This is a genomic window from Pseudomonas sp. P1_F7, assembly GCF_056405655.1.
Map to the genome: position 1 here is coordinate 243608 of NZ_JBFUBR010000017.1, position 19892 is coordinate 263499.

Below are 19892 nucleotides of genomic sequence, written 5' to 3' on the forward strand. Positions count from 1 at the left end.
TGTTTAAATCATCGAAGGTTTCCCAGGTTGAGCCGCTGTCGCAGCGGCTCTTCTCTTTGTTACGGGCATATTGCTACTCCGCAGCCTGCGCCCGCAACCTCCGCCCAATCACATCCATCAAATCACACCCATCCCGCAACGGAATGACCAGCAGCTTGGAAAAGTCCTCCAGCACCACGGTGTCGCAACCAAGTTCGGATCGGTAGGCGATGTTTTCCAGCACCTGCGTGACTGTCCGAATTCGGTAGTCGGCCATGGCTTGCAGAACGTCGAGTGGGGCTTGGGTGTCGATGAGCAGGGAAGCCGGAACCAGATCAATTCCGGTGAGGGGCATATATCGATTCATATTGAATGATCTCTGTTTGATGGGCTCAAGGCCGTCAGTTGGTCATTCTCTATTGTCAGGTCGCCAAACCCGAATCGCCATTCTGGGCGACGGCACCGACTATAAGCCGCATGGGATCAGCGCGGGAAGGTGAGGCATTCCGAGCTTCATGTAGGACCCGTGACGATGAAACTTCAGACCTTTCACATCACGTCGCTGGAAATATAAACACAGACCTGAGATGTTCACCGCCCCTTGGTTTCAGCCACCAACGCTATCCTCAATCATCGCTCCCGCCGTCGAGATGGATCTTCGCCCATGCAAACCCCAACCCCCCAACGCCCCCTCTGGAAAACCTACCTGTTTTTCCTCGCCCCGATGGTCCTGTCGAACTTCCTGCAATCCATGTCCGGCACCGTCAACAGTATCTACATCGGCCAGATGCTCGGCACTCAAGCCTTGGCGGCGGTGTCGGGCATGTTCCCCATCGTGTTTTTCTTCATCGCCCTGGTGATCGGCCTCGGCGCGGGCGCGGGTGTGTTGATCGGGCAGGCGTGGGGCGCGCGGGAGATGCATCTGGTGAAGGCCATCGCCGGGGCGACGTTGTTGTTGGGGGTGTTGATCGGGTTGGTGGCGGCGGTGGTGGGGAGTGTGTTTGCGCGGTCGGCGTTGGTGGGGTTGGGGACGCCGGCGGATGTGCTGGATGATGCGGTGGCGTATGCCCATGTGATGTTGTGGATCATGCCGTCGCTGTTGGTGTTTGTGTTGTTCACGCAGTTGCTGCGCGGGGTGAGTGATACGTTGTCGCCGCTGTTGGCGCTGGTGGTGTCGACCATTGTCGGGCTGGCGCTGACGCCGGCGTTGATTCGCGGGTGGGTCGGGTTGCCGCCGATGGGGATTCAGAGTGCGGCGTTCGCCGGGTTGGTGGGTAACCTGGTGGCGATGGGGTTGCTGGCGTGGCGCTTGATTGGCAAGGGCCATCCACTGGCGCCGGACCGTGAGTTCTTTGCGGCGATGAAGCTGGACATGGCGATTCTTGGCAAGGTGCTGCGCATCGGTTTGCCCACCGGGTTGCAGATGGTGGTGTTGTCGTTGTCGGAGCTGGTGATTCTGGCGCTGGTGAACCAGCACGGTTCCCAGGCGACGGCGGCGTATGGTGCGGTGACGCAGATCGTCAATTACGTACAGTTCCCGGCGTTGTCGATTGCGATCACGGCGTCGATCCTTGGGGCGCAGGCGATCGGGGCGGGGCGCATCGAGCGCATTGGGCCGATCCTGAAGACCGGGCTGATGATCAACGTGTGTTTGACCGGTGGTCTGGTGGTGCTCGGGTATCTGTTGTCGAGCTGGTTGCTGGCGTCGTTCCTCACCGAAGAGGCAACGCGGACCATGGCCCAGCACCTGTTGCACATCATGCTCTGGAGCCTGTTGGTGTTTGGCTTCCAGGCGATCATCGGCGGCATCATGCGCGCCAGCGGTACGGTGATGGTGCCGGTGGCGATTTCCATTGTTTGCGTGGTTGGGATTCAGTTGCCGGCGGCGTATCTGCTGGATGCGAGGTTCGGGCTGCAAGGGGTGTGGATGGCGTTTCCGGTGGCGTATCTGGGGATGCTGGTGTTGCAGACGCTGTATTACAAACTGGTGTGGCAGCATCAGAAGATTGAGCGGTTGGTGTAGGCCTGGGCCTTAGCGCTTGATGTCGGCCTGCATGAGGTCGACAATTTGGGGGCTGTGAGCCGACAGGTGCAATTGCCTGGGGAGGTTTCCGATGAGCCCCTTGTCCCATTCCATTCTGCAAGACCGAGCGGCGGCCGGGCGGCGTTTGATCGAGCCGCTGCTGCCTTACGCCAATCGCCCCGATGTCATCGTTCTGGCCTTGCCCCGTGGCGGCGTGCCGGTGGCTTATGAGGTGGCCACGGCGCTGAAGGTTCGCCTGGACCTGATGCTGGTGCGCAAGCTTGGCGTGCCGTCCCACCCGGAGTACGCCATGGGCGCGATTGCCAGTGGCGGTATCCAGATTCGTAATGAAGAGGCACTGCGGGTGCACCCGATTGATCGCGCCGCGTTCGACGCTGTGGTCGAACGGGAAACCCGCGAGTTGCTGCGCCGCGAGAAGGTCTACCGCGGCACGCGGCCGCCGGTGCAGCTCAAGGATCAGGTGGTGATCCTGATCGACGACGGCCTGGCCACCGGTGCTTCGATGAGGGCGGCGATCCAGGCCCTGCGGGTGCAGGCGCCTTCGCGCATCGTGGTGGCCGTGCCGGTGGCGCCGATCGAGACGGCGCAGGCGCTGCGCGGCGAGGTGGATGAACTGGTCTGCCCGCTGCTGCCCGAGTGGTTCACTTCGATTGGTCATTGGTACATGGATTTTACCCAGACCTCGGATGCCGAGGTGATCGAGCTGTTGCAGCGGGCGTGGCAACGCGGGGAGTGCGGGTAGCGCTGGCGGCCATCGGCAGGTGGTCGCAAATCAACGCGTGAGGTGGAATAAACGCCGGTTGTTTGCTTAAGTCATTTGATGCCACCCGACCTGTGCGGCACGCCAACTCAAGACGGGAACCCTCCCGGAGAGTGCCATGAACCTTCGATCCGCGCGTTGCGTCGCTCTGGCCGGCACGTTGGTGTTCGGCCCGGTGCAGTTCAGCCTGGCGCCGTTCGCCGAAGCCGTGGAATACAAGGATGTGAACGCCAGGGCCAGCACCTTGAGTTTCACCTATGAGCAGATGGGTTCGAGAGCCTACGGCACCTTTGGCAAGTTCAAGGCCAAACTGGACTTCGACACCGATAACCCCAGCGCCGCCCATGCCGCGCTGACCATCTACCTGAAGAGCATCGACGCCGGCAGCAGCGACGCCAACACCGAGCTGCAAAAACCGGCGTGGTTCGACACCGCGACTTATCCAGTGGCGACGTTCGAGTCGACGTCCATCAAGGCCCTGGGCAATAACCGCTACACCATCACCGGCAAGCTTTCCCTGCGGGGGCTTACTCGGGAAGTGAGTGTACCGGTGCTGCTGAAATCGGAGAGCGCCATCGGCATCTTCGAGGGCCAACTGGTGCTCAAGCGTGACGACTTCAAGATCGGCGAGGGCGAGTGGGCGGACAGTGTGGTGTCCAACGAGATCAATATCCGCTTTCGGATGGTTGCGCCACAGCGGTGACCGTCAGCGCAAATGCCAGACGCTTTGCGGATAGAGCCGATAGTCAGTAAACCCCACCTCGGCACCACCGTACGATCCGCAAAAAAAAAGCGCCCGATCCACATTGCATGGACCGGGCGCCGATCAACCCGCTCTACTGCGCCACTATTGGCACCGTCACGGTTTTGCCGAAGGCTGATTTGATAGTCGCCGTTGGGCTAGGCGACGGGCCACTGCCGACGGTCGTCACCGCTATATTCCAGCGCGCGCCTGTCGGCGTAAGCGTCAGGGTGGCGGTGCCAAGGTTCACCGTACCGGTTGTGGTCGTGGCAGTCGCCGTGATGGTATTGCCCGTGCCACGCGAGGTGGTGCCGGACAGGACCCAATACCAGCGGCTATTGCTGCGGGCGGTGACGGTAGCGCTGGTGACGATCAGGCTCTCGTTGACCGCTGCCGAGACCGCTACGGATACCGTCGCCGATGCCGACTCCGCACCCTTGGCGTCGGCGGCCTTATAGGTAAAGGTCGCGGTGAACGGCGCGGGGACCGTGGCCGGTGGTGTGTAGGTCACGCGCGTACCATCGGTGCTGACCGTGCCCTTGCCGGAGTCCGGTTGCTCCAGACCCACCACTTTAAGTGGCACGTTACCGTCAGGGTCGCTGTCGTTGGCCAGGACGTTGATGGTCAGCGGTTGGCCGTTGTTGCTGACGGCGCTGTCGGGGTTGGCGATCGGTTTTTGGTTATCGCCATCGTTGACACGGGTATCGCCAGTGCGGAAGGTTGGCAGCGCGGCGGAGTTGACGTAGGTGACGCCGTCCCAGCCGGGTATGGGCGCTGGCATCAACTGGAACTGGCCCGGATGCTCGATATCCCAGCGCAGCAACATGGACGTGTCCTCGTGCTGGGTGTTGTGGCAGTGCTCCATGTAGGTCCCGGCGAATTCACGGAAGCGGATCGCCATTTCCACATCCACCGAGCTGTCGATGCCCTCGCCGATGCGATAGACGTCCTTGCGCGCCCATTTTTCCCATTCCGGCGGTGGGTTGCCATCGCGGTGGAGGACGATCCCCTCTTCGAAGTGCACGTGCACCGGGTGGTTCCAGCCGTTGCCGCCGCTCTTGATTTTCCACACCTCAAGGGTGCCGTCGCCGGAGAACCCGGCAGGGGTCGGGCCGTTGGCCAGTTGCGGAGCGGCGCTGATGATTCGAGTGTCCATTTGGAAGCCTAAACCGCCGTCGGTCTTGATGGTCCAGGGTGCTTCGTCGGTACCGTCGGAGCGGCCGAAGATGAACTCGCGATGCCGCGCCACCTTGAGCTTGGCCTGCATCGTTGGGTCATCGCGGTTGATGGTCAGCGGGATCATGGACTTGCCGGCCGGTTTACCCGGTTTGGCGGGTTCGTAGTCGGCGGGGTTCATGCTCACGTCCTGGCCAGTATAAGGCTGGACCACCATCTGCATGAACTTGCCCACCGCTGGGTCGCCGCCGTCCCACTCCAGCCCTTTGCTGCCCAGTTTGAGCACCGCCTTGTACTTCCCGGACAGCACGTCGGCCAGGCTCAGCAGTGTAGCCTCCGGCCCCTTGCCGTCGTGGTGCTCCATCAGGTTGACGAAGTACAGCTTGTCGCCGGTGTTGATCCCGTTTTTCGCGAAGTTGACGATGATGTCGTAACGCTCGGCCATGCCCATGGTGGGCAGGATGGCGTTGTGGTTCTGCATGTCACCGTTACCTTCCAGGTCCATGCTGCCGTCGAACGGCACAGCATGTTCCATAAGGTTGCCGTCGTTGGCGATCAAGTGGAACGGCACACGGGTATAAGACAGGCCGGAACCGGCCGGGCCGGGGAATTCGCCGCCGGTACCGACGACTTCACGCACCAGCGCGAACCTGAAGTAGCGCGACACCGAGCCATTGAGGATGCGGAAGCGATAGCTGCGCGCCCGCACATTCAGGCGCGGCTGGTACTGCCAGTTGACCAGGACCTGATCGCCGAGGAAACCGTCGGTGTTGAACGGGTTGAACCACAATTGGCCGTTTGCATCCCAGGCCTTGTCGGCAATCATCAGGTTCACATCGTAGTCGCGGTTACCCCAGGGCAATGCCGAACCGCTGGGCAGGCGCAGGTTGACGCCGTCTTCGAAGGCTTCGTTACCGCGATCCAGGGCGCTGTAGTAATTCATCATCACCGCGTTGCCCTTGTAGACGTTCTGCGCGGTGAAATCGACCATGTGGTCATGGAACCAGTGGGTGCTCATGGTTTCGCGCCAGTCGCCACGGATCTTGATGCTGCCGTTGTTGCAGGTTTTGAGGCCCGGAGTGGCATCGTTGACGAACAGGGTTTCGCCCGGGGCGCAGGGGAACGCTGCACGCGGATCCTGAGCGCTGGTGTTGATGGTGTCGTAACCGGCCAACTGGATCGGCCAGCGATAGTCGTAGTACTGCCCCGGAAAGAAAAACGCACCGGAAAAGCCATCGCTTTCGGCCGGGGAATGGCCGTTGTGTTCGTGGGTGGTGAGGGTGTGCAGGCCAAAACCCATGTTGGCCGCCGGATCGATCGGCAGGGCGTTGTAGTGGCGCATCAGCGCGGCTTGACCGTAACGCACCATCAACAGTTTTGGCGGAAAGGTGCCGTCGAAGGTCCAGAGCGCCTTGTGGTTCTGAATCGGCATGTTGGGGTGAAAACGAACACTTATGCCTTTGGTGGTGCCCGCAATGACCGGGGTGTTCGAGGTCTGGTTGTAGAGCCCGCCAGGCCCGAACTCACCGACGGCGTAGTTGTGCAACTGTCGGCGGTCGCGCATGCCGCTGTTGGGCTGGGCGCCCGCTTGAGCGGTTTTGAAGCCGACCTGTGGGTAAAACTCGTTCCAGCGCTGGTGCGACCAGCCTTTTCCTGGCGGACGACCTTCGGCCGGCGAGCCGACCGGATGGCGGTTGAGGAAGGCTTCGATCTGCGCTTTCCACGGGTTGCGGTCCAGCACGTTGGAATACTGCGACGGAAACGGGTACAGCCCCGGCTGGCGCATGAAGGCTACCAGCGCCGTGGGCGAAGGGCCGCTGCGGGCGATGTTGTTCGGGTCCTGCGTGGGCGCCGGGCCGACGAGCGGAACCGGGAAGGTCAGGGGCGGTGCCGGCAGTGTCGGGTCGAGTTTTTCCGTGCCGAATTCTTCGAGCAGCAGTAGTTGCTGAGTGTACGGCTGGGCTCCGAACAACGGGCTGGGCTTGCCGTTGGTGGGAATTTTGAATGATGTCTGCAGGGCTGGAGGCAGCACGTTGTCGGTCGTTGGCGTGGTGAGGCGGGTACCAAAAGCGCCATTGGGCAGGGCGATGGCACCCTGGTTGACGGGTGGCATGGCCCGTATGGCAGCCGCCGCGGCATCGAGGTCGGCCGGCGGGTCGGTAAACGCCGAGGGGTCCGTCGGTGGGGGCGGGCCGAAATCATCCAGCGGTACAGCATTGGCGGTGCCGAGGCTGATGTTGATCAGCATCACAGCGGCGATGCTCGATTTTCGGAAAAAGCCGAGTGACTTGGGGTCAGGTGGGTTGTTCATCTTGTTTCCCTCGGGGCGCGCCGGTGTGGCTGACGTTCGCAATTCGCTCGATGCAAGAGGTGCGCCAATCGCGGGGGATCCGTGGGGAGACAAATAGCTGTTTGATATCAGACGCTTGATGGGTTGGACTTTGGTCGTAGTGGCACAGTGGGCGGGAATCCTCAAAGTTGGGGGGCTTCACCCACCCATTCCCCCCCACTCACACCACAGGCCGGTGTGATGGTGGGCGCTTTCGCGAGCAGGCTCGCTCCCACAGAAAAACGAGTTGTGGGCAAAACCGCTGTCCCTCTGTGGGGACGAGCCGGCTCGCGAAGAGCCCAGTTAGTCCAGCACAAAGTGTGCCGGACTCTGCTGTCAGCCTTGAAAATGCAACGCCTCCAGCCATAAAGCAAACGCCGGCGATGCACATCGCGCATGAATGGGGAATGTCTGTCCATCACCCTTCGGACCGCACATGTCAGGCGCGCTATGATAGGCGGCCCTTGCCTCCCGGAGACCGTCACCGCAATGCCCCTGATCAGCCACTTCAAGACCCCGTGCCCCGAGCACATCAATAGCCAGATCCTGCAGATGGTGGTCGACAACCTGACCGACATCAGCATGGTCGCGATCCCGCCCAGCAACCTGCTGTACAACCTCTATCAATACGCGATCGGCTATGAGGTGCACCTGTATCTGGAGGCGCTGAACGGTGAAAAAGGCATTGCCGTGGAGTTGATCGTTGCCACCGACGAAGACGACCCGGAAAAGGTGATGGGCTTTGTGCTGTACCTGCCGGTGCAGGACGACCCCGAGGCGTGCGGTGTGGCGTACATGGCGGTGCAGGCCGAGTACCGGCGCCAGGGCGTGGCCCGGCGGATGCTGCGGGAAATGGTCGGCCGCTATCCCCATGCCGAGCTGACCTGCGCGGTGGCCAAGGTGCCGTACTTCGAGGCGATGGGCTTTCAGGTGCTGGGCGTGCGTGCGACCCAGGTGTTGATGAACACCTGCGACCACGCCACCGATGGCTTGATGGCGCTGCTGGATGTGGCATCGATCTACAGCTCGCTGGAGGTGCGGCAGATTCATACCTACCTGCTGCAAAAGCATGGCAAGCGGGCCATGACCGATGCGGAAAAACAGCGCGACCGGCATCTGGACCAGTTGACGCGCAAGGCCAATGAATTTGTGCGGGGGCGGTTGGGAGACGATGCGGTGCCGGCGAGTGGTCCTCGGTTGCGCCTGGTCTGACCGCACTCTCCTAAACACCACAAATCCCCTGTGGGAGCGAGCTTGCTCGCGATGGCGTCGTATCAGTCACAATCAATGCTGACTGAACCACCGCTATCGCGAGCAAGCTCGCTCCCACATTTAACTGCGGTCAGTCTTCAGGCCAGCTTCACATTCATGGTAATCCGCGCCGTGAACACCTTCTTGCCCTCGGCATCGTGAATGTCCACCGGCACGATCTTGTCGCCTTCGCTGCTCCAGTCCACTGCATCCCCCTCCGCTACCGCCGTCACATCACTCTTGGCCTTGGCCAGGTATTCGACGGTCATGCCTTTGGGAATCCAGCGTGCGCCGGCGGGAATGGAAACGTCGGTCATCATCCCGGCCGCCAGCTCGGCGGCGTTGCACATGGCAATCGCATGCACCGTACCCAAATGATTGGTGATCTCCCGGGCAAACGGCACGTGCACGGTGGCGGAGCCTTTGCGCAAATCCTTGACCAATGGGTTGATGGTGGAGAAGTAGGGCGCCACCTGGCAGGCCATTTTGCTGAACGCTTGCGGGCCTGCGCTGCTGAACATGCTGAGGAACTGACTCATTTTGATGCCTCTTGAGGATGACGGTTTGCAGAACAATATTCCGCAACAGAACAATGTTCTGTTGCGGAACAGTATTCTGTCGATGAGAAATCTGTCAACCTGTTACGACTTGCCCGTTGGCATCCGTCAGCCTCCCCATGACTTTTCTGGACTTTTTTTCAGCATGGAAACCGCCGATTTACTTGAACGCTGCTACCCCGGACGACGCGCCGAACTCAAGCGCGACATCTTCAGAAAGGCCCTTGGCCTGTTCAACGAACAGGGGATCGAGGCCACCACCATCGAAATGATCCGTGCTGAGTGCGACACCAGTGTCGGCGCGATCTATCACCATTTCGGCAACAAGGAAGGCCTGGTGGCGGCGCTGTTTTTTACCGCTCTCGATGATCAGGCCCGTTTGCGCGACAGCTATCTCGCTGAGGCCCGAACCACTCAAGCAGGTGTGCATGCGCTGGTGCACAGCTATGTGGATTGGGTCGATAGCCAGCCGGAGTGGGCGCGGTTCCAGTACCACGCGCGGTTTGCCGTCACCAAAGGGCCGTTCAAGGACGAACTCGCCACCCGCAACAAGACGCGCAACAAGCAGTTGCTGACATGGCTGGGTGCACACGGCGATGAACTGGGGAGTTTTCCGGGGGAGTTGATACTGTCGTTGATCATCGGCCAGGCAGACAGCTACTGCCGCGCCTGGTTGTCGGGCCGGGTCAAGGGCAGCCCGAAGGCGTATCGGGACATGCTGGCGGAGGCGGCGTGGCGGTCGCTGTGCGCCGCCGAATCACAATGACCCCCCCCACAATGAATAGTGATGTTTTTCACAGGCAAAAAAAGAGCCTCAAAGCTCTTTGATGGGGAGGAAGTAGAGCCGAGAGGCTCAAGATGCGCATGAAGCAGGCGGTGAGCTTGGTAGGGGTTCAGTTCACTCACCACCTACGCAGCGGTTTGCGCAAGCAAGCGGCTGCGTAAGTTCATCCTAAAAAGACCGAGTGTTTCACTCAAGTACCGCTAGTCGCATCCCCCGGCCAGCCGGCGCGACGCAACGCCTTGAGCAACGTTTCGGCATCCAGCCCCTGCACCCCATGCCCGTTGCCTTCGGCCGTTTCGGCGGCGAGCAGGGCGTTGATGATGGCTTCTTCCACGGCTTCGGTGGCGGCCAGGAACAGCTCGCTGATGTGGTCGTTGTTGACCATGCTCAGGTTGTCGGTGATCGGTGCTTTTTTGCTCTCGTACGCAGCCGGCGGTACGTGTTCGTTACCGGTGGCGAAGGCGATGAAGATGTCGCCGCTGTGGTCTTCATTGCCGCCGCCGGTGCGGGCCAGGCCGAGGCTGGCGCGCTGGGCCAGGCGGGTGCACTGGTGCGGCAGCAACGGCGCATCGGTGGCCAGGCAGACCACGATCGAACCCATGCCCGGATGCGGAAGCGAGGCCTTGAGGAATGGCGAATCGATCTGTTCCATGTAGCGCCCGACCGGATACCCATCAACGCGCAGTTCATTGCGAATGCCATGGTTGGCCTGGACAATCGCGCCGACTGTCCAGCCACCCTGGGCGCTGTTCAAGCGGCGCGACGCGGTGCCGATGCCGCCCTTGAATTCGTGGCAGATCATGCCGCTGCCACCGCCAACGTTGCCTTCGGCCACCGGACCGCCCGCCGCCGAACGCACGGCCTGGGCCACGTGTTCCGGCTTCACGTGAAAGCCGTTGATGTCGTTGAGCAGGCCGTCGAAGGTTTCCAGTACCACTGGCATGTTCCAGTAGAGGCGCCCGTCATCCGGCTGCTGCTCGCGGTCGAGCACGATCAGCGCATCACGCACCACGCCCAGGCTGTGGGTGTTGGTGAAGGCGATGGGGCTGGTCAGCAAGCCGGCCTCGCGAATCCATTCCAGACCCGTGGCATCGCCGTTGCCGTTGAGCACATGCACACCGGCAAAGCACGGTTGCTGGCTGGTGGACCCGGCGCGCGGTTCGATGACGGTGACGCCGGTGAGGATGTCGCGGCCGCTGGCAGTGCGTCCTCGTACATCGCTGTGGCCGACGCGTACGCCGGGGACGTCAGTGATGGCGTTGAGCGGGCCGGGTTGCAGTTGGCCGATAGGGATATTGAGGTCGCGGGCGCGTGGTTTCATGGTTTTCTCATTTTCAATTTTTGGCAGAAAAAGATCGCTGACCCTGTGTAGGAGCTGCCGAAGGCTGCGATCTTTTGATTTTTGTCAGCTGCTGAGGACCAGGATCAAAAGATCGCAGCCTTCGGCAGCTCCTACTGACCGTTTTTGACCTTGCTCCAGATCCGCGTGCGCACGCGCTCGGTAGCCGGCGGCAGTGGCTGAAGGGTGAACAGGGTGGCCATGGCTTGCGCGGACGGGTAGACGGCCGGGTTGTTGCGGGTCGCTTCGGCCACCAGCGTGGTCGCGCTGCGGTTGCCGTTGGGGTAGTTGAGGTGGTCGCTGACCGGGGCGATGACTTCGGGTCGCATCAGGTAGTCGATGAAGGCCATCCCTTGTTCCGGGTGCGGGGCGTCCTTGAGCAGCACCAGCGTGTCGAACCACACCGGCGCGCCTTCCTTGGGCAAGCTGTAGGCGATCTTCACCCCATTACCGGCCTGCTCGGCGGTGGTCTTGGCTTCGAGCATCGCGCCGGACCAGCCGACCGCCACGCAGATGTTGCCGTTGGACAGGTCGCTGATGAACTTCGACGAGTTGAAGTAGGCAATGTGCGGACGCAGTTTGAGCAGCAACGCTTCGGCTTTCTTGTAGTCCTCGGGGTTGGTGCTGTTGGGCGGCAGGCCAAGGTAGTGCAGGGCAACCGGCAGCATCTCTGACGGCGAGTCGAGCATGGCCACGCCGCATTCGCCGAGCCTGGCCAGGTTCTCTTCCTTGAGCACCAGGTCCCAGGAATCCACCGGCGCCTTGTCGCCCAGCGCCGCGCGCACTTTGTCGACGTTGTAGCCGATGCCGTTGGTGCCCCACAGGTAAGGCACGGCGTACTGGTTGCCCGGATCGTTGTTGGCCAGTTTCGCCAGCAGTTCGGCGTCCATGTTCTTGAAGTCCGGCATCTGCGCACGGGGTAGGGGCGCCAGGGCACCGGCCTTGATCAGCGTGGGCAAACTGAAGTTGCTGGCCACCACCACGTCGTAGCCGCTGCGGCTGGTGAGCAGTTTGCCTTCGAGCACTTCGGCGCTGTCGAAGGTGTCGTAGACCGGCGCAATCCCGGTGTCACGCTTGAAATCCTGCAGGGTGGTGGGGCCGATGTAGTCGTACCAGTTGTACACGTGCACCGTCGGGGCTTCGACCGCAAAAGCCGACAACGACACCGCCAGGCAGGCGCCAAACCCCAGATTGAAATACAAGCGGTGACGACTCATGATGCGGCACTCCTGGCCTGTTGCGGCCGGTGGTAATCAGGAGTTTGTAGCGTATCGACCGGGGTGGCCTTCACCCATTCCCATCATGGGTTACTCAAAAGGGGTAGTGCGTGGACGCGTTGTTGAAAGAGTTGCCGGTGCACCAGGGGCTGGCGCGGGTGTTCACGGCGGTGGGGCGGGACAGCTTCTGGCGTGCGCTGGTCGATACCTTGCGCTTGCTGGTGCCGCTGGACAACGCGCTGGTAGCGCTAATGCGCCCGGGCCATGTGCCGCGCCTGATGATTGATTTCGATGCCAAGGGCAACGCTGATGAGCAGGAAGAACTGGCGGATTACCGCGCCGGCATGTACCTGCTCGATCCGTTCTATCAAGCCGCTTGCGCGGGCATCGCCGACGGCTTGCACAGCCTCGAATCGGTGGCCCCCGACCAGTTCCAGCACAGCGAGTACTACCTGAGTTACTTCAGCACCGTGGTCGGTGGCGACGAGTTGCAGTTCATGGTCAACGTCGACGGCGCCGTGCTCGGTTTGTCCCTGGGGCGCTCGACGCGCTTCAGCCTGGAAGAACAGGGCCGTCTGCTGTGCGTGCGTGACTGGGTGCTGGCAGCGATGCGCCGACATGTGGATTTGCTGCCACCGGAAGGACCGATCGCCGAACCGCCGGCCGGCGATCTGGCGACCTTGCTCGATCGCTTCGACGCACGCCTGACGCTGCGGGAAATCGAAACCGCGCGCCTGATTCTCCAGGGCTTCTCCAGCAAGGCCATCGCCCAGCAAATGGGCATTTCCCCGGAGACGGTGAAAGTGCATCGGCGCAACCTCTATCACAAGCTCAACGTCAATGGGCATGGCGAGTTGTTTGCCCTGGTGTTGCAGCCGCGTTGAGCCGTCATGCCGCGTGCTGTTGCCAATGCGCCTTGAGGTATTCGATGAACACTTTCACCTTGCGCGTATTGCGCCGGTGCGCCAGGTACAGCACGTAGATCCACGGCCCGAACGCGCTGGGTTCACGCCAGTACTGCGGCATCAACTCGACCAGCTCGCCGCGCGCCAGATAGGGCGCGGCGCTCCATTGCGGGATGAACTGCAAGCCCTGTCCATCGAGCAGGCAGGCCAGGAGAAAGTCGTAGTTATCGCTGGCCAGCCGGGGCGTCGGTTGGGTCAGGCGTATCCGTTGCTCACCCTGCTTGACCCACCAGAAGTGCCGATTGAGCAGTGGGTGACGGAAGATCAGCCAGTCGTGCTGCTGATAGTTTTCCAGTGAAACCTCCTCGCCCTTGCGTGCCAGGTACGCCGGGCTGGCGCACAGCAACATCTGGTTTTCCACCAGCGGCTGCGCGATCACGCCGGGCAGGTCGATAGGACCGTCGCGCAGGGCGAGGTCGTAGCCGCCGTCCACCGGGTCTTCGAAGTTATCGCTCAGGTCCACTTCCAGTTTGACCTGCGGATGCGCGGTCAAGAAGCGACAGCACACCTGATTGAGAAACGCCGGCGCGAACGAGGGCGGGGCGGTGATCCGCAAGTCGCCGCGCAGTTCATGCTGCAACTGCTCCACGTCTTCGGTGGCCAATTGCAGTTGCATCAGCGCCTGGCGTGCACCTTCCAGATAGATGCGGCCCGCTTCGGTCAGCGCCATGCGCCGGGTGGTGCGGTCGAACAGGCGCGTGCCGAGTTCTTCCTCCAGTTGGGCCACGGCCTTGGTCAGGGCCGAAGGGGTTTTGCCGAGCAGCTCGGCGGCGCGGCTGAAATTACCGTGTTCGGCGGTGGCGACGAACATGGTCAGGGCACTCATTTTGTCCATTGATCTATTCCTGATGGGCACAGAAGTTGTGCGGGAGCAGGCATTCAGTTCTCGATTCGGCTTGGATAGTCTTGGCTACAGCCCAACAAAAATAAAGAGCCACCCCATGAAACAGATTCTGACCTTGGCCGCGTCGCTTGCTCTGGCCTGTTCCTCGATGGAAAGTATGGCCGCTGTCGATCTCATCCTGCACAACGCCAGGGTGTACACCGCCGAACCCGGCCAGCCGTTGCAGCAGGCCATTGCGGTCGAGAACGGCAAGGTCTCGGCGGTGGGTTCCGATGCTCAAGTGCTGCGGCTCAAGCAGCCGGGCACGCGCCTCATCGACCTGGGCGGCAAGGTGCTGATGCCAGGGTTTATCGACTCGCACTCGCACACCGTGAAGGGCGGCCTGCAATTGCGCCAAGCCAACCTGGACGGCGAGTTGCTGCCCCTCGACGAGCTGGAAAAGCGCCTGCGTCAGTGGCGCGAAGACGGCAAGGCCAAACGCGGTGACGTCCTCAGTGTCGGCGGCTTGCCCTCGACTTACTGGAGCCAGATCGAAGCCCTTGAGCAGCGCTTCAATCAGGGCGAATGGGCGGACACCCCGATTCTGTTTCTGGGCTGGGACCTGCACACGGGGTGGGCCAATCAGGCCATGCTCCAGCGCGCCGGCGTCGATGCCGCGCGGGTCAAGGCACTGAAAGATGAAGAGCAGGCCACGATCGGTCATCACGCCGATGGGCGTCCGAATGGCTTCCTGGTCGATGCCGGTCTGTATCCGGTGCAGGCTCTGCTTCCACCCCCGACCACCGAGGAATTGATGGCGGGAGCGCGCGAAGCGCTCGACTACTACAAGAGCCTGGGCATCACCGGCTGGATGGACCCGATTGCCAATGAAATCCCCGGCGGCGATGTGAACAATCAGTCGGTGGGGGTGCTGCCGATCTACAAGGCGCTGGCCGAGCGTGGCGAGCTGACCGCCCATGTGGCCGCGCTGCTGATGGCCGACTCGAAAGCCACGCCAGCCGATCTCGATGAACTGGACAAGGTCCGCCAGCAGTTTCTCGGCGTGCCCAATCTGACCCTGCCAGGCATCAAGGTGTTTGCCGACGGTGTGGCGGAAGTCCCGGCACAAAGCGCCGCCATGCTTGAGCCTTACAAAAATTCGAAAAAATCCGGCGAGCTGCTGATCGACCCGGCGCACTTTGGCCAACTGGTCAGTGCTGCCGACGCCCGTGGCTGGCTGGTGCACATCCACGCGATAGGCGACCGCGCGGTGCGCGAATCGCTCAACGGCATCGAGCAGGCGCGCAAGGACCGACAAAGTGGCATCCCGCACTCCATCACGCACCTGCAAATGGTCAATCCGAAGGAGTTCGCCCGGTTCAAAACCCTTAACGTGATTGCCTCGATGCAGCTGTATTGGGCCATGGCCGATGAGTCGAGCATGGACCTGGTCAAACCCTATGTCAGCGCGATGGCCTTCATGTATTCGTACCCGGCCCGCTCACTGCTCAAGAACGGCGCGACCATTGCCGGTGCCAGCGACTGGCCGATCACCACGCCGGATCCGTGGAAGGCGATCTACCAGGCGGTCAGCCGCACAGGCCCGAAAGGCGTGCTCAATGCGGGCGAAGACATCGACCGCCAGACCATGTTCCAGGCCTACACGCTCAACGCGGCCCGCACCCTGCGCCTCGAGGAGCAGATCGGTTCGCTCAAGCCGGGTAAACAGGCCGACATGATCGTCCTCGACCGCGATGTCTTCGCCGTCAAAGCCGAGGCCCTGCGCGATACCCGGGTGCTGCAAACCTGGTTCGCCGGGCGCGAGATTTTTGCCCGCAATCCCTGAACCCGATACTCAACAAAACCTGTGGCAACAAACCTGTGGGAGCGAGCTTGCTCGCGATTGGGCCAGCACATCCAACAATGATGTCGACTGAAACACCGCTATCGCGAGCAAGCTCGCTCCCACAGGTTGGATATCAACGTTAAAACAAGGAATTCTTCCGTGAAACTGCATTGCTTCGTCACCGACACCCACAACCCACAGATTCGAGGCCAGCAAATCGGCGAAACCTGGGCGGCTCAAATCGGCAAGACGGTGGCGCTCTATCTCGATTTCTTCAAGCAGGTCGGTGTTACCCCCGAGCAGGTGCGCTCAATCGGCGAAGCCAGCCTGCAAGCACTCTCAGACTGGAGCCCGAGCCTGGCCCAGGAGCTGGCGGCCACGGCCGGAGGCGCCGGGATTCCCCTGTGGCAACTGGCGAGCCTGAACGCGCGCACGGAAATCCTCGCGGTGATGCCGGCATCGCTAGAAGGCGAATGCTCGACGGCGGTCTTCGCGCCGGCGGGGATGGTTGCGCCCAGGACCATCCAGACCTGGGACTGGCACGATTCGCTGGTGCCCCACGGCATGCTGCTGCAACTCACGGCCAGCTCCGGCATCACCGTCAAACTGTTCACCGAGTTCGGCATGCTTGGCAAGATCGGCGTGAACAGCGCAGGCGTCGGGCTGCATTTCAACATCCTCCACCACGCCAGCGACAACGCGGTTGCTGGCGTGCCGGTGCACGCGATTGCCCGGCGGATCCTGGAGGAGGCCACCAGCGTTGAAGAGGCCATTGCCCTGGCGCGGTCGGCGCGGGTCAGTGCCTCGACGGTGCTGACGGTGTTCTCGCGCAGTGATGCAGCGCCACGCGCGGCGAGCATTGAAATGTCCGCCGCCGGCACCGCCGTGGTCCTGCCCGGCGAAGACGGCTGGATCACCCACACCAATCACTTCCTCGACGCGGCACTGAGCCTTGGCGAGCGGACGCCGGACGCATCGACCACCTATGCACGCCTGGCCCATGTCAACGCCGCGCGGGCCGACATGATCCATGGCGACCTGAACCGTCGGGCGGCGGCGATGTGCGGTGCCGCCGGTGACGAGGCGCCGATCTGTTTCCATCCGGACCTGAGCATGCCGGCCACCGAGCGCTGGGAAACCCTGTTGACCATCGGCATCGACAGCGAACACGGCGTGCTCGAATACGCCGCCGGCAACCCGATGCTGCTGGCCCGCGACGGCTTTCAGCGCTTCTGAACCGACGTCCTCCATAACAACAAAAAGAGCACTCGATATGGCTAGTTACGGTCATTCCACGGCGGGTTCGCAATCCGCCCTCAGAACCTTCTTCGTCTCCGGCATGGGCACCGCGCTGGAGTTCTATGACTTCGTCATCTACGGCACGGCGGCGGCGCTGGTGTTTCCCAAGGTGTTCTTCCCGCAGATGGACCCGCTGACCGCCACGCTGTTTGCCTTCGGCGCCTTTGGTGCGGGCTTTTTTGCGCGGCCCTTGGGTGGCATGGTCTTCGGGCACTACGGCGACAGGATCGGTCGGCAGAAAGTGCTGGTGATCACCCTGTTGCTGATGGGCCTGAGCACGCTGTTGATCGGTTGCTTGCCCGGTTACTCATCGATAGGGCTGGCGGCCCCGGCATTGCTGGTGCTGTTGCGGTTGATACAAGGCTTCGCCGCCGGCGGTGAGTGGGGTGGGGCGGCGCTGTTCGGCATCGAATCGGCGCCCCCCGGTCGACGAGGGCTGTGGGGCAGTTTCACCAGCATGGGCATCGGCATTGGCGGCATTCTCGGCGCGGCAGTGTTCGGTATCGTCAGTGTCGCCTCGAACGATAACCTCGCCGATTTCGCCTGGCGCATTCCATTCTGGCTGGGCGGTGTGTTGGTGTTGATCGGGCTCTATGCGCGGCTGCAAAAACCGGTTGCACAGCAGGTCCAACCGCAAGCGCAGGCGCGCATTCCCCTGGCCGCAGCACTGCGGGCGCGCCCGAAGGAAATGCTGCTGTGCACCGGGATCGCGTTTGGCTACGTGACCATCGCCTACATCGGCAGCACGTTCTTTTTGTCCTACGCCACGCAACTCGGCTACGGCAGCACGGACGCACTGATCTTCGACTTTTCGTTGTCCGTGGCCATCGTGGTGACCGCGCCGCTGTTTGCCCTGCTGTCTGACCGGATCGGCCGACGCAAAGTCATGATCCTCGGCGCAATCATCATGGCCATCGGGTTCTTTGCCTTCTTCCCGTTGGTCGGTATGAAAAGCCTGCTGGTGTCGACCCTGGCGTACATCGCGGTCGGTGCGTTCATGGGCGCGACCCAGGGACCGATCCCGGCGTTTCTGGCGGAACAGTTCCCCAGGGAAATGCGCTACTCGGGAATGTCCGCCGCCTACCAGATCGGGGCGGCACTGGGCGGCGGTACGGCGTCGAGCGTGGCGACGGCAATTTTGATTGCGACCAACCACAATGCGCTTGGAGTCGCGGTGTATGGTTCTGTCGCGTTGGCTATCGTCGCCGTGTGCTCGTTCTTCTTGAGGGAAACCGCGCACTTGAGCATGGCGCAGATTGATGAAGCGCCGAAGGTTGACGGCGTGCCTTCGGCAATGACGGTCAGTCGGTCAGGTGCTGCCTGAACACCAACGCCTTCAACCCACACTCGACATCGGCATCGGGAAACTCCGGTGGGTTCTCCAGACGCTGCTCGAACCGAAGGCTCGGCGCTTCGCGGGTGACGCCGTCGATGAGGAAGTCGGCACCGAATGCCGGGTCGTTCATGCACGCCAGCACGGTACCTTCAGGGCTGAGCAATTCGGGCAACCGGCGCAGCACGCGCTGGTAGTCCTTGGTCAGCAAGAAGCTGCCTTTCTGGAACGACGGCGGGTCGATGATCACCAGGTCGTACGGGCCTTTGCCGATCACCTTGCCCCAGGACTTGAACAGGTCGTGACCAAGAAAGCTCACCTTGCTCAGGTCGTGGCCGTTGAGCCGGTGGTTGTCGCGGCCACGGCTCAGGGCCGGGCTCGACATGTCTAGGTTGACCACGTGGCTCGCGCCGCCCTCGATGGCGGCCACCGAGAAACCGCAGGTGTAGGCGAACAGGTTCAATACCCGTTTTCCCTCGGCATTGGCGCGGACCCAATCGCGGCCGTAGCGCATGTCGAGGAACAGCCCGGTGTTCTGTTTGCGGCCCAAATCCACTCGGTACTTCAGACCACCCTCGGTGATGGTCATTTCCTCGATGACTTCCCCGAGCAGCCACTCGGTGGTGCTTTGCAGCAGGTAGCGGTGTTGCAACAGCAGCGTGTGGGCGCCGGATTGGGCCCATTGCGCTGACCGTGTGATTGCCATCAGCAACTGCTTCAAGTCTTGCAGTTGCTCAGCTTCCGGCTCCTTGAACAGCGCCACCAGCACTACGCCTTGCAGCCAGTCCACGGTCACTTGCTCCAGCCCCGGCCAGCAGCGGCCACGGCCGTGGAACAGGCGGCGGGTTTCGGCAGGGGCGGCCACCAGGGCGGTCAGCACCTGTTGGTTGAGGGTGGCGAGGGCTTCAGGGTTCATCGGGGTCGGGTCGGTCATTTGTGGGGGGGCGGCATTTAATCATAATTGCGCCATGGGCGGGTCAGCACAAAACAGAGTGAGTGCTTGCCCGCGAAGGCGGCCTGACAGCCGACCTGTCTTTTGTTGACTGTGTACATATCCGTTGCTGCGGTAACGGCGGCTTATGGTTTCGCCCTTACGGCGACTCACTTTTTTTAACAAGCGCCTCAAAAAAAGTAAGCAAAAAAAGCGCTCGCCCCGAACGTCCGGCCCCTCGCTAAGGCTCGGGGTTCCTTCGCTCCGGCATTCATCCGGGGGCATTGCCCTCCGGTCTGCTTCGCGACGACCTACATGCAATGAGTTCGACTGCGTCGAACGGCGCTGCGCGCCAGTCCCCGGATGAACGCCTCCACTCAGCCTTCCGAGGGGGCGGGTGGATCAAGATCAAGAGCTGCAGGCGAGCTAACGCTCGGCCTGTTGAGTGGTGAAGAGCGTGGGGGTACGCCGATCTGCCTTTGCTTTTTTGTGGGAGCGGGCTTGCCCGCGAAGGCGG

General features: G+C 62.0%; 16 protein-coding genes. 9 read left to right on the plus strand and 7 right to left on the minus strand.

Annotated elements, in window-relative coordinates; genetic code table 11:
- Positions 1–73: 73 nt before the first annotated feature.
- Positions 74–346, minus strand: a complete 273-nt coding sequence (locus AC1D1M_RS24825; protein WP_095946406.1) for a hypothetical protein — start codon at positions 344–346, stop codon at positions 74–76.
- A 297-nt stretch (positions 347–643) separates the two neighbouring features.
- Here AC1D1M_RS24825 and AC1D1M_RS24830 point away from each other — a divergent pair, with 297 nt between their 5' ends.
- From AC1D1M_RS24830 to AC1D1M_RS24840, 3 genes are all read left to right on the plus strand, one after another.
- Positions 644–2002: an MATE family efflux transporter gene (locus AC1D1M_RS24830; protein WP_477777641.1), complete on the plus strand. Its 1359-nt coding sequence runs from the start codon at positions 644–646 to the stop codon at positions 2000–2002.
- Positions 2003–2093: 91 nt separating this feature from the next.
- Entirely contained in the window at positions 2094–2765 is a 672-nt protein-coding gene (locus AC1D1M_RS24835) for a phosphoribosyltransferase (RefSeq protein WP_477777642.1), read from the plus strand.
- A 136-nt stretch (positions 2766–2901) separates the two neighbouring features.
- Positions 2902–3486, plus strand: coding sequence for a YceI family protein (locus tag AC1D1M_RS24840; protein WP_477777643.1), 585 nt, complete (start codon positions 2902–2904; stop codon positions 3484–3486).
- 133 nt (positions 3487–3619) lie between these two features.
- Here AC1D1M_RS24840 and AC1D1M_RS24845 read toward each other — a convergent pair whose 3' ends face one another.
- A complete protein-coding gene (locus tag AC1D1M_RS24845; RefSeq protein WP_477777644.1) occupies positions 3620–7012 on the minus strand; it encodes an Ig-like domain-containing protein in 3393 nt (1130 codons plus the stop codon).
- 507 nt (positions 7013–7519) lie between these two features.
- Between AC1D1M_RS24845 and AC1D1M_RS24850 the strand changes: the two genes are divergently transcribed.
- Positions 7520–8242: a GNAT family N-acetyltransferase gene (locus AC1D1M_RS24850; RefSeq protein ID WP_477777645.1), complete on the plus strand. Its 723-nt coding sequence runs from the start codon at positions 7520–7522 to the stop codon at positions 8240–8242.
- A gap of 137 nt (positions 8243–8379) precedes the next feature.
- Here AC1D1M_RS24850 and AC1D1M_RS24855 read toward each other — a convergent pair whose 3' ends face one another.
- Positions 8380–8820 carry a hotdog fold domain-containing protein gene (locus AC1D1M_RS24855; RefSeq protein WP_477777646.1) on the minus strand — a complete coding sequence of 147 codons (441 nt, stop codon included), beginning with the start codon at positions 8818–8820 and terminating at the stop codon, positions 8380–8382.
- Between the two features lie 163 nt (positions 8821–8983).
- Between AC1D1M_RS24855 and AC1D1M_RS24860 the strand changes: the two genes are divergently transcribed.
- Positions 8984–9604: a TetR/AcrR family transcriptional regulator gene (locus AC1D1M_RS24860; protein ID WP_477777647.1), complete on the plus strand. Its 621-nt coding sequence runs from the start codon at positions 8984–8986 to the stop codon at positions 9602–9604.
- 208 nt (positions 9605–9812) lie between these two features.
- On the opposite strand, the gene AC1D1M_RS24865 is transcribed toward AC1D1M_RS24860, so the two are convergent.
- A complete protein-coding gene (locus tag AC1D1M_RS24865; protein ID WP_477777648.1) occupies positions 9813–10943 on the minus strand; it encodes a DmpA family aminopeptidase in 1131 nt (376 codons plus the stop codon).
- A gap of 131 nt (positions 10944–11074) precedes the next feature.
- A complete protein-coding gene (locus AC1D1M_RS24870; RefSeq protein ID WP_477777649.1) occupies positions 11075–12178 on the minus strand; it encodes an extracellular solute-binding protein in 1104 nt (367 codons plus the stop codon).
- 110 nt (positions 12179–12288) lie between these two features.
- Between AC1D1M_RS24870 and AC1D1M_RS24875 the strand changes: the two genes are divergently transcribed.
- Complete coding sequence (locus AC1D1M_RS24875; protein WP_477777650.1) at positions 12289–13062, plus strand: helix-turn-helix transcriptional regulator; 774 nt, start codon at positions 12289–12291, stop codon at positions 13060–13062.
- A gap of 4 nt (positions 13063–13066) precedes the next feature.
- Here the strand turns inward: AC1D1M_RS24875 and AC1D1M_RS24880 are convergent, their stop codons facing one another.
- On the minus strand, positions 13067–13978 hold the full coding sequence (locus AC1D1M_RS24880) for a LysR family transcriptional regulator (RefSeq protein ID WP_477777651.1): 912 nt from the start codon (positions 13976–13978) through the stop codon (positions 13067–13069).
- Positions 13979–14084: 106 nt separating this feature from the next.
- Between AC1D1M_RS24880 and AC1D1M_RS24885 the strand changes: the two genes are divergently transcribed.
- From AC1D1M_RS24885 to AC1D1M_RS24895, 3 genes are all read left to right on the plus strand, one after another.
- A complete protein-coding gene (locus tag AC1D1M_RS24885; protein ID WP_477777652.1) occupies positions 14085–15812 on the plus strand; it encodes an amidohydrolase in 1728 nt (575 codons plus the stop codon).
- 159 nt (positions 15813–15971) lie between these two features.
- Positions 15972–17048 carry a C45 family autoproteolytic acyltransferase/hydolase gene (locus AC1D1M_RS24890; RefSeq protein WP_477777653.1) on the plus strand — a complete coding sequence of 359 codons (1077 nt, stop codon included), beginning with the start codon at positions 15972–15974 and terminating at the stop codon, positions 17046–17048.
- 37 nt (positions 17049–17085) lie between these two features.
- Positions 17086–18435, plus strand: a complete 1350-nt coding sequence (locus AC1D1M_RS24895; protein WP_477777654.1) for an MFS transporter — start codon at positions 17086–17088, stop codon at positions 18433–18435.
- Here the strand turns inward: AC1D1M_RS24895 and AC1D1M_RS24900 are convergent.
- Positions 18413–19360 carry a class I SAM-dependent methyltransferase gene (locus AC1D1M_RS24900; RefSeq protein WP_477777668.1) on the minus strand — a complete coding sequence of 316 codons (948 nt, stop codon included), beginning with the start codon at positions 19358–19360 and terminating at the stop codon, positions 18413–18415. The two genes, AC1D1M_RS24895 and AC1D1M_RS24900, sit on opposite strands and share 23 nt — an antisense overlap.
- Between the last annotated feature and the right edge of the window lie 532 nt (positions 19361–19892).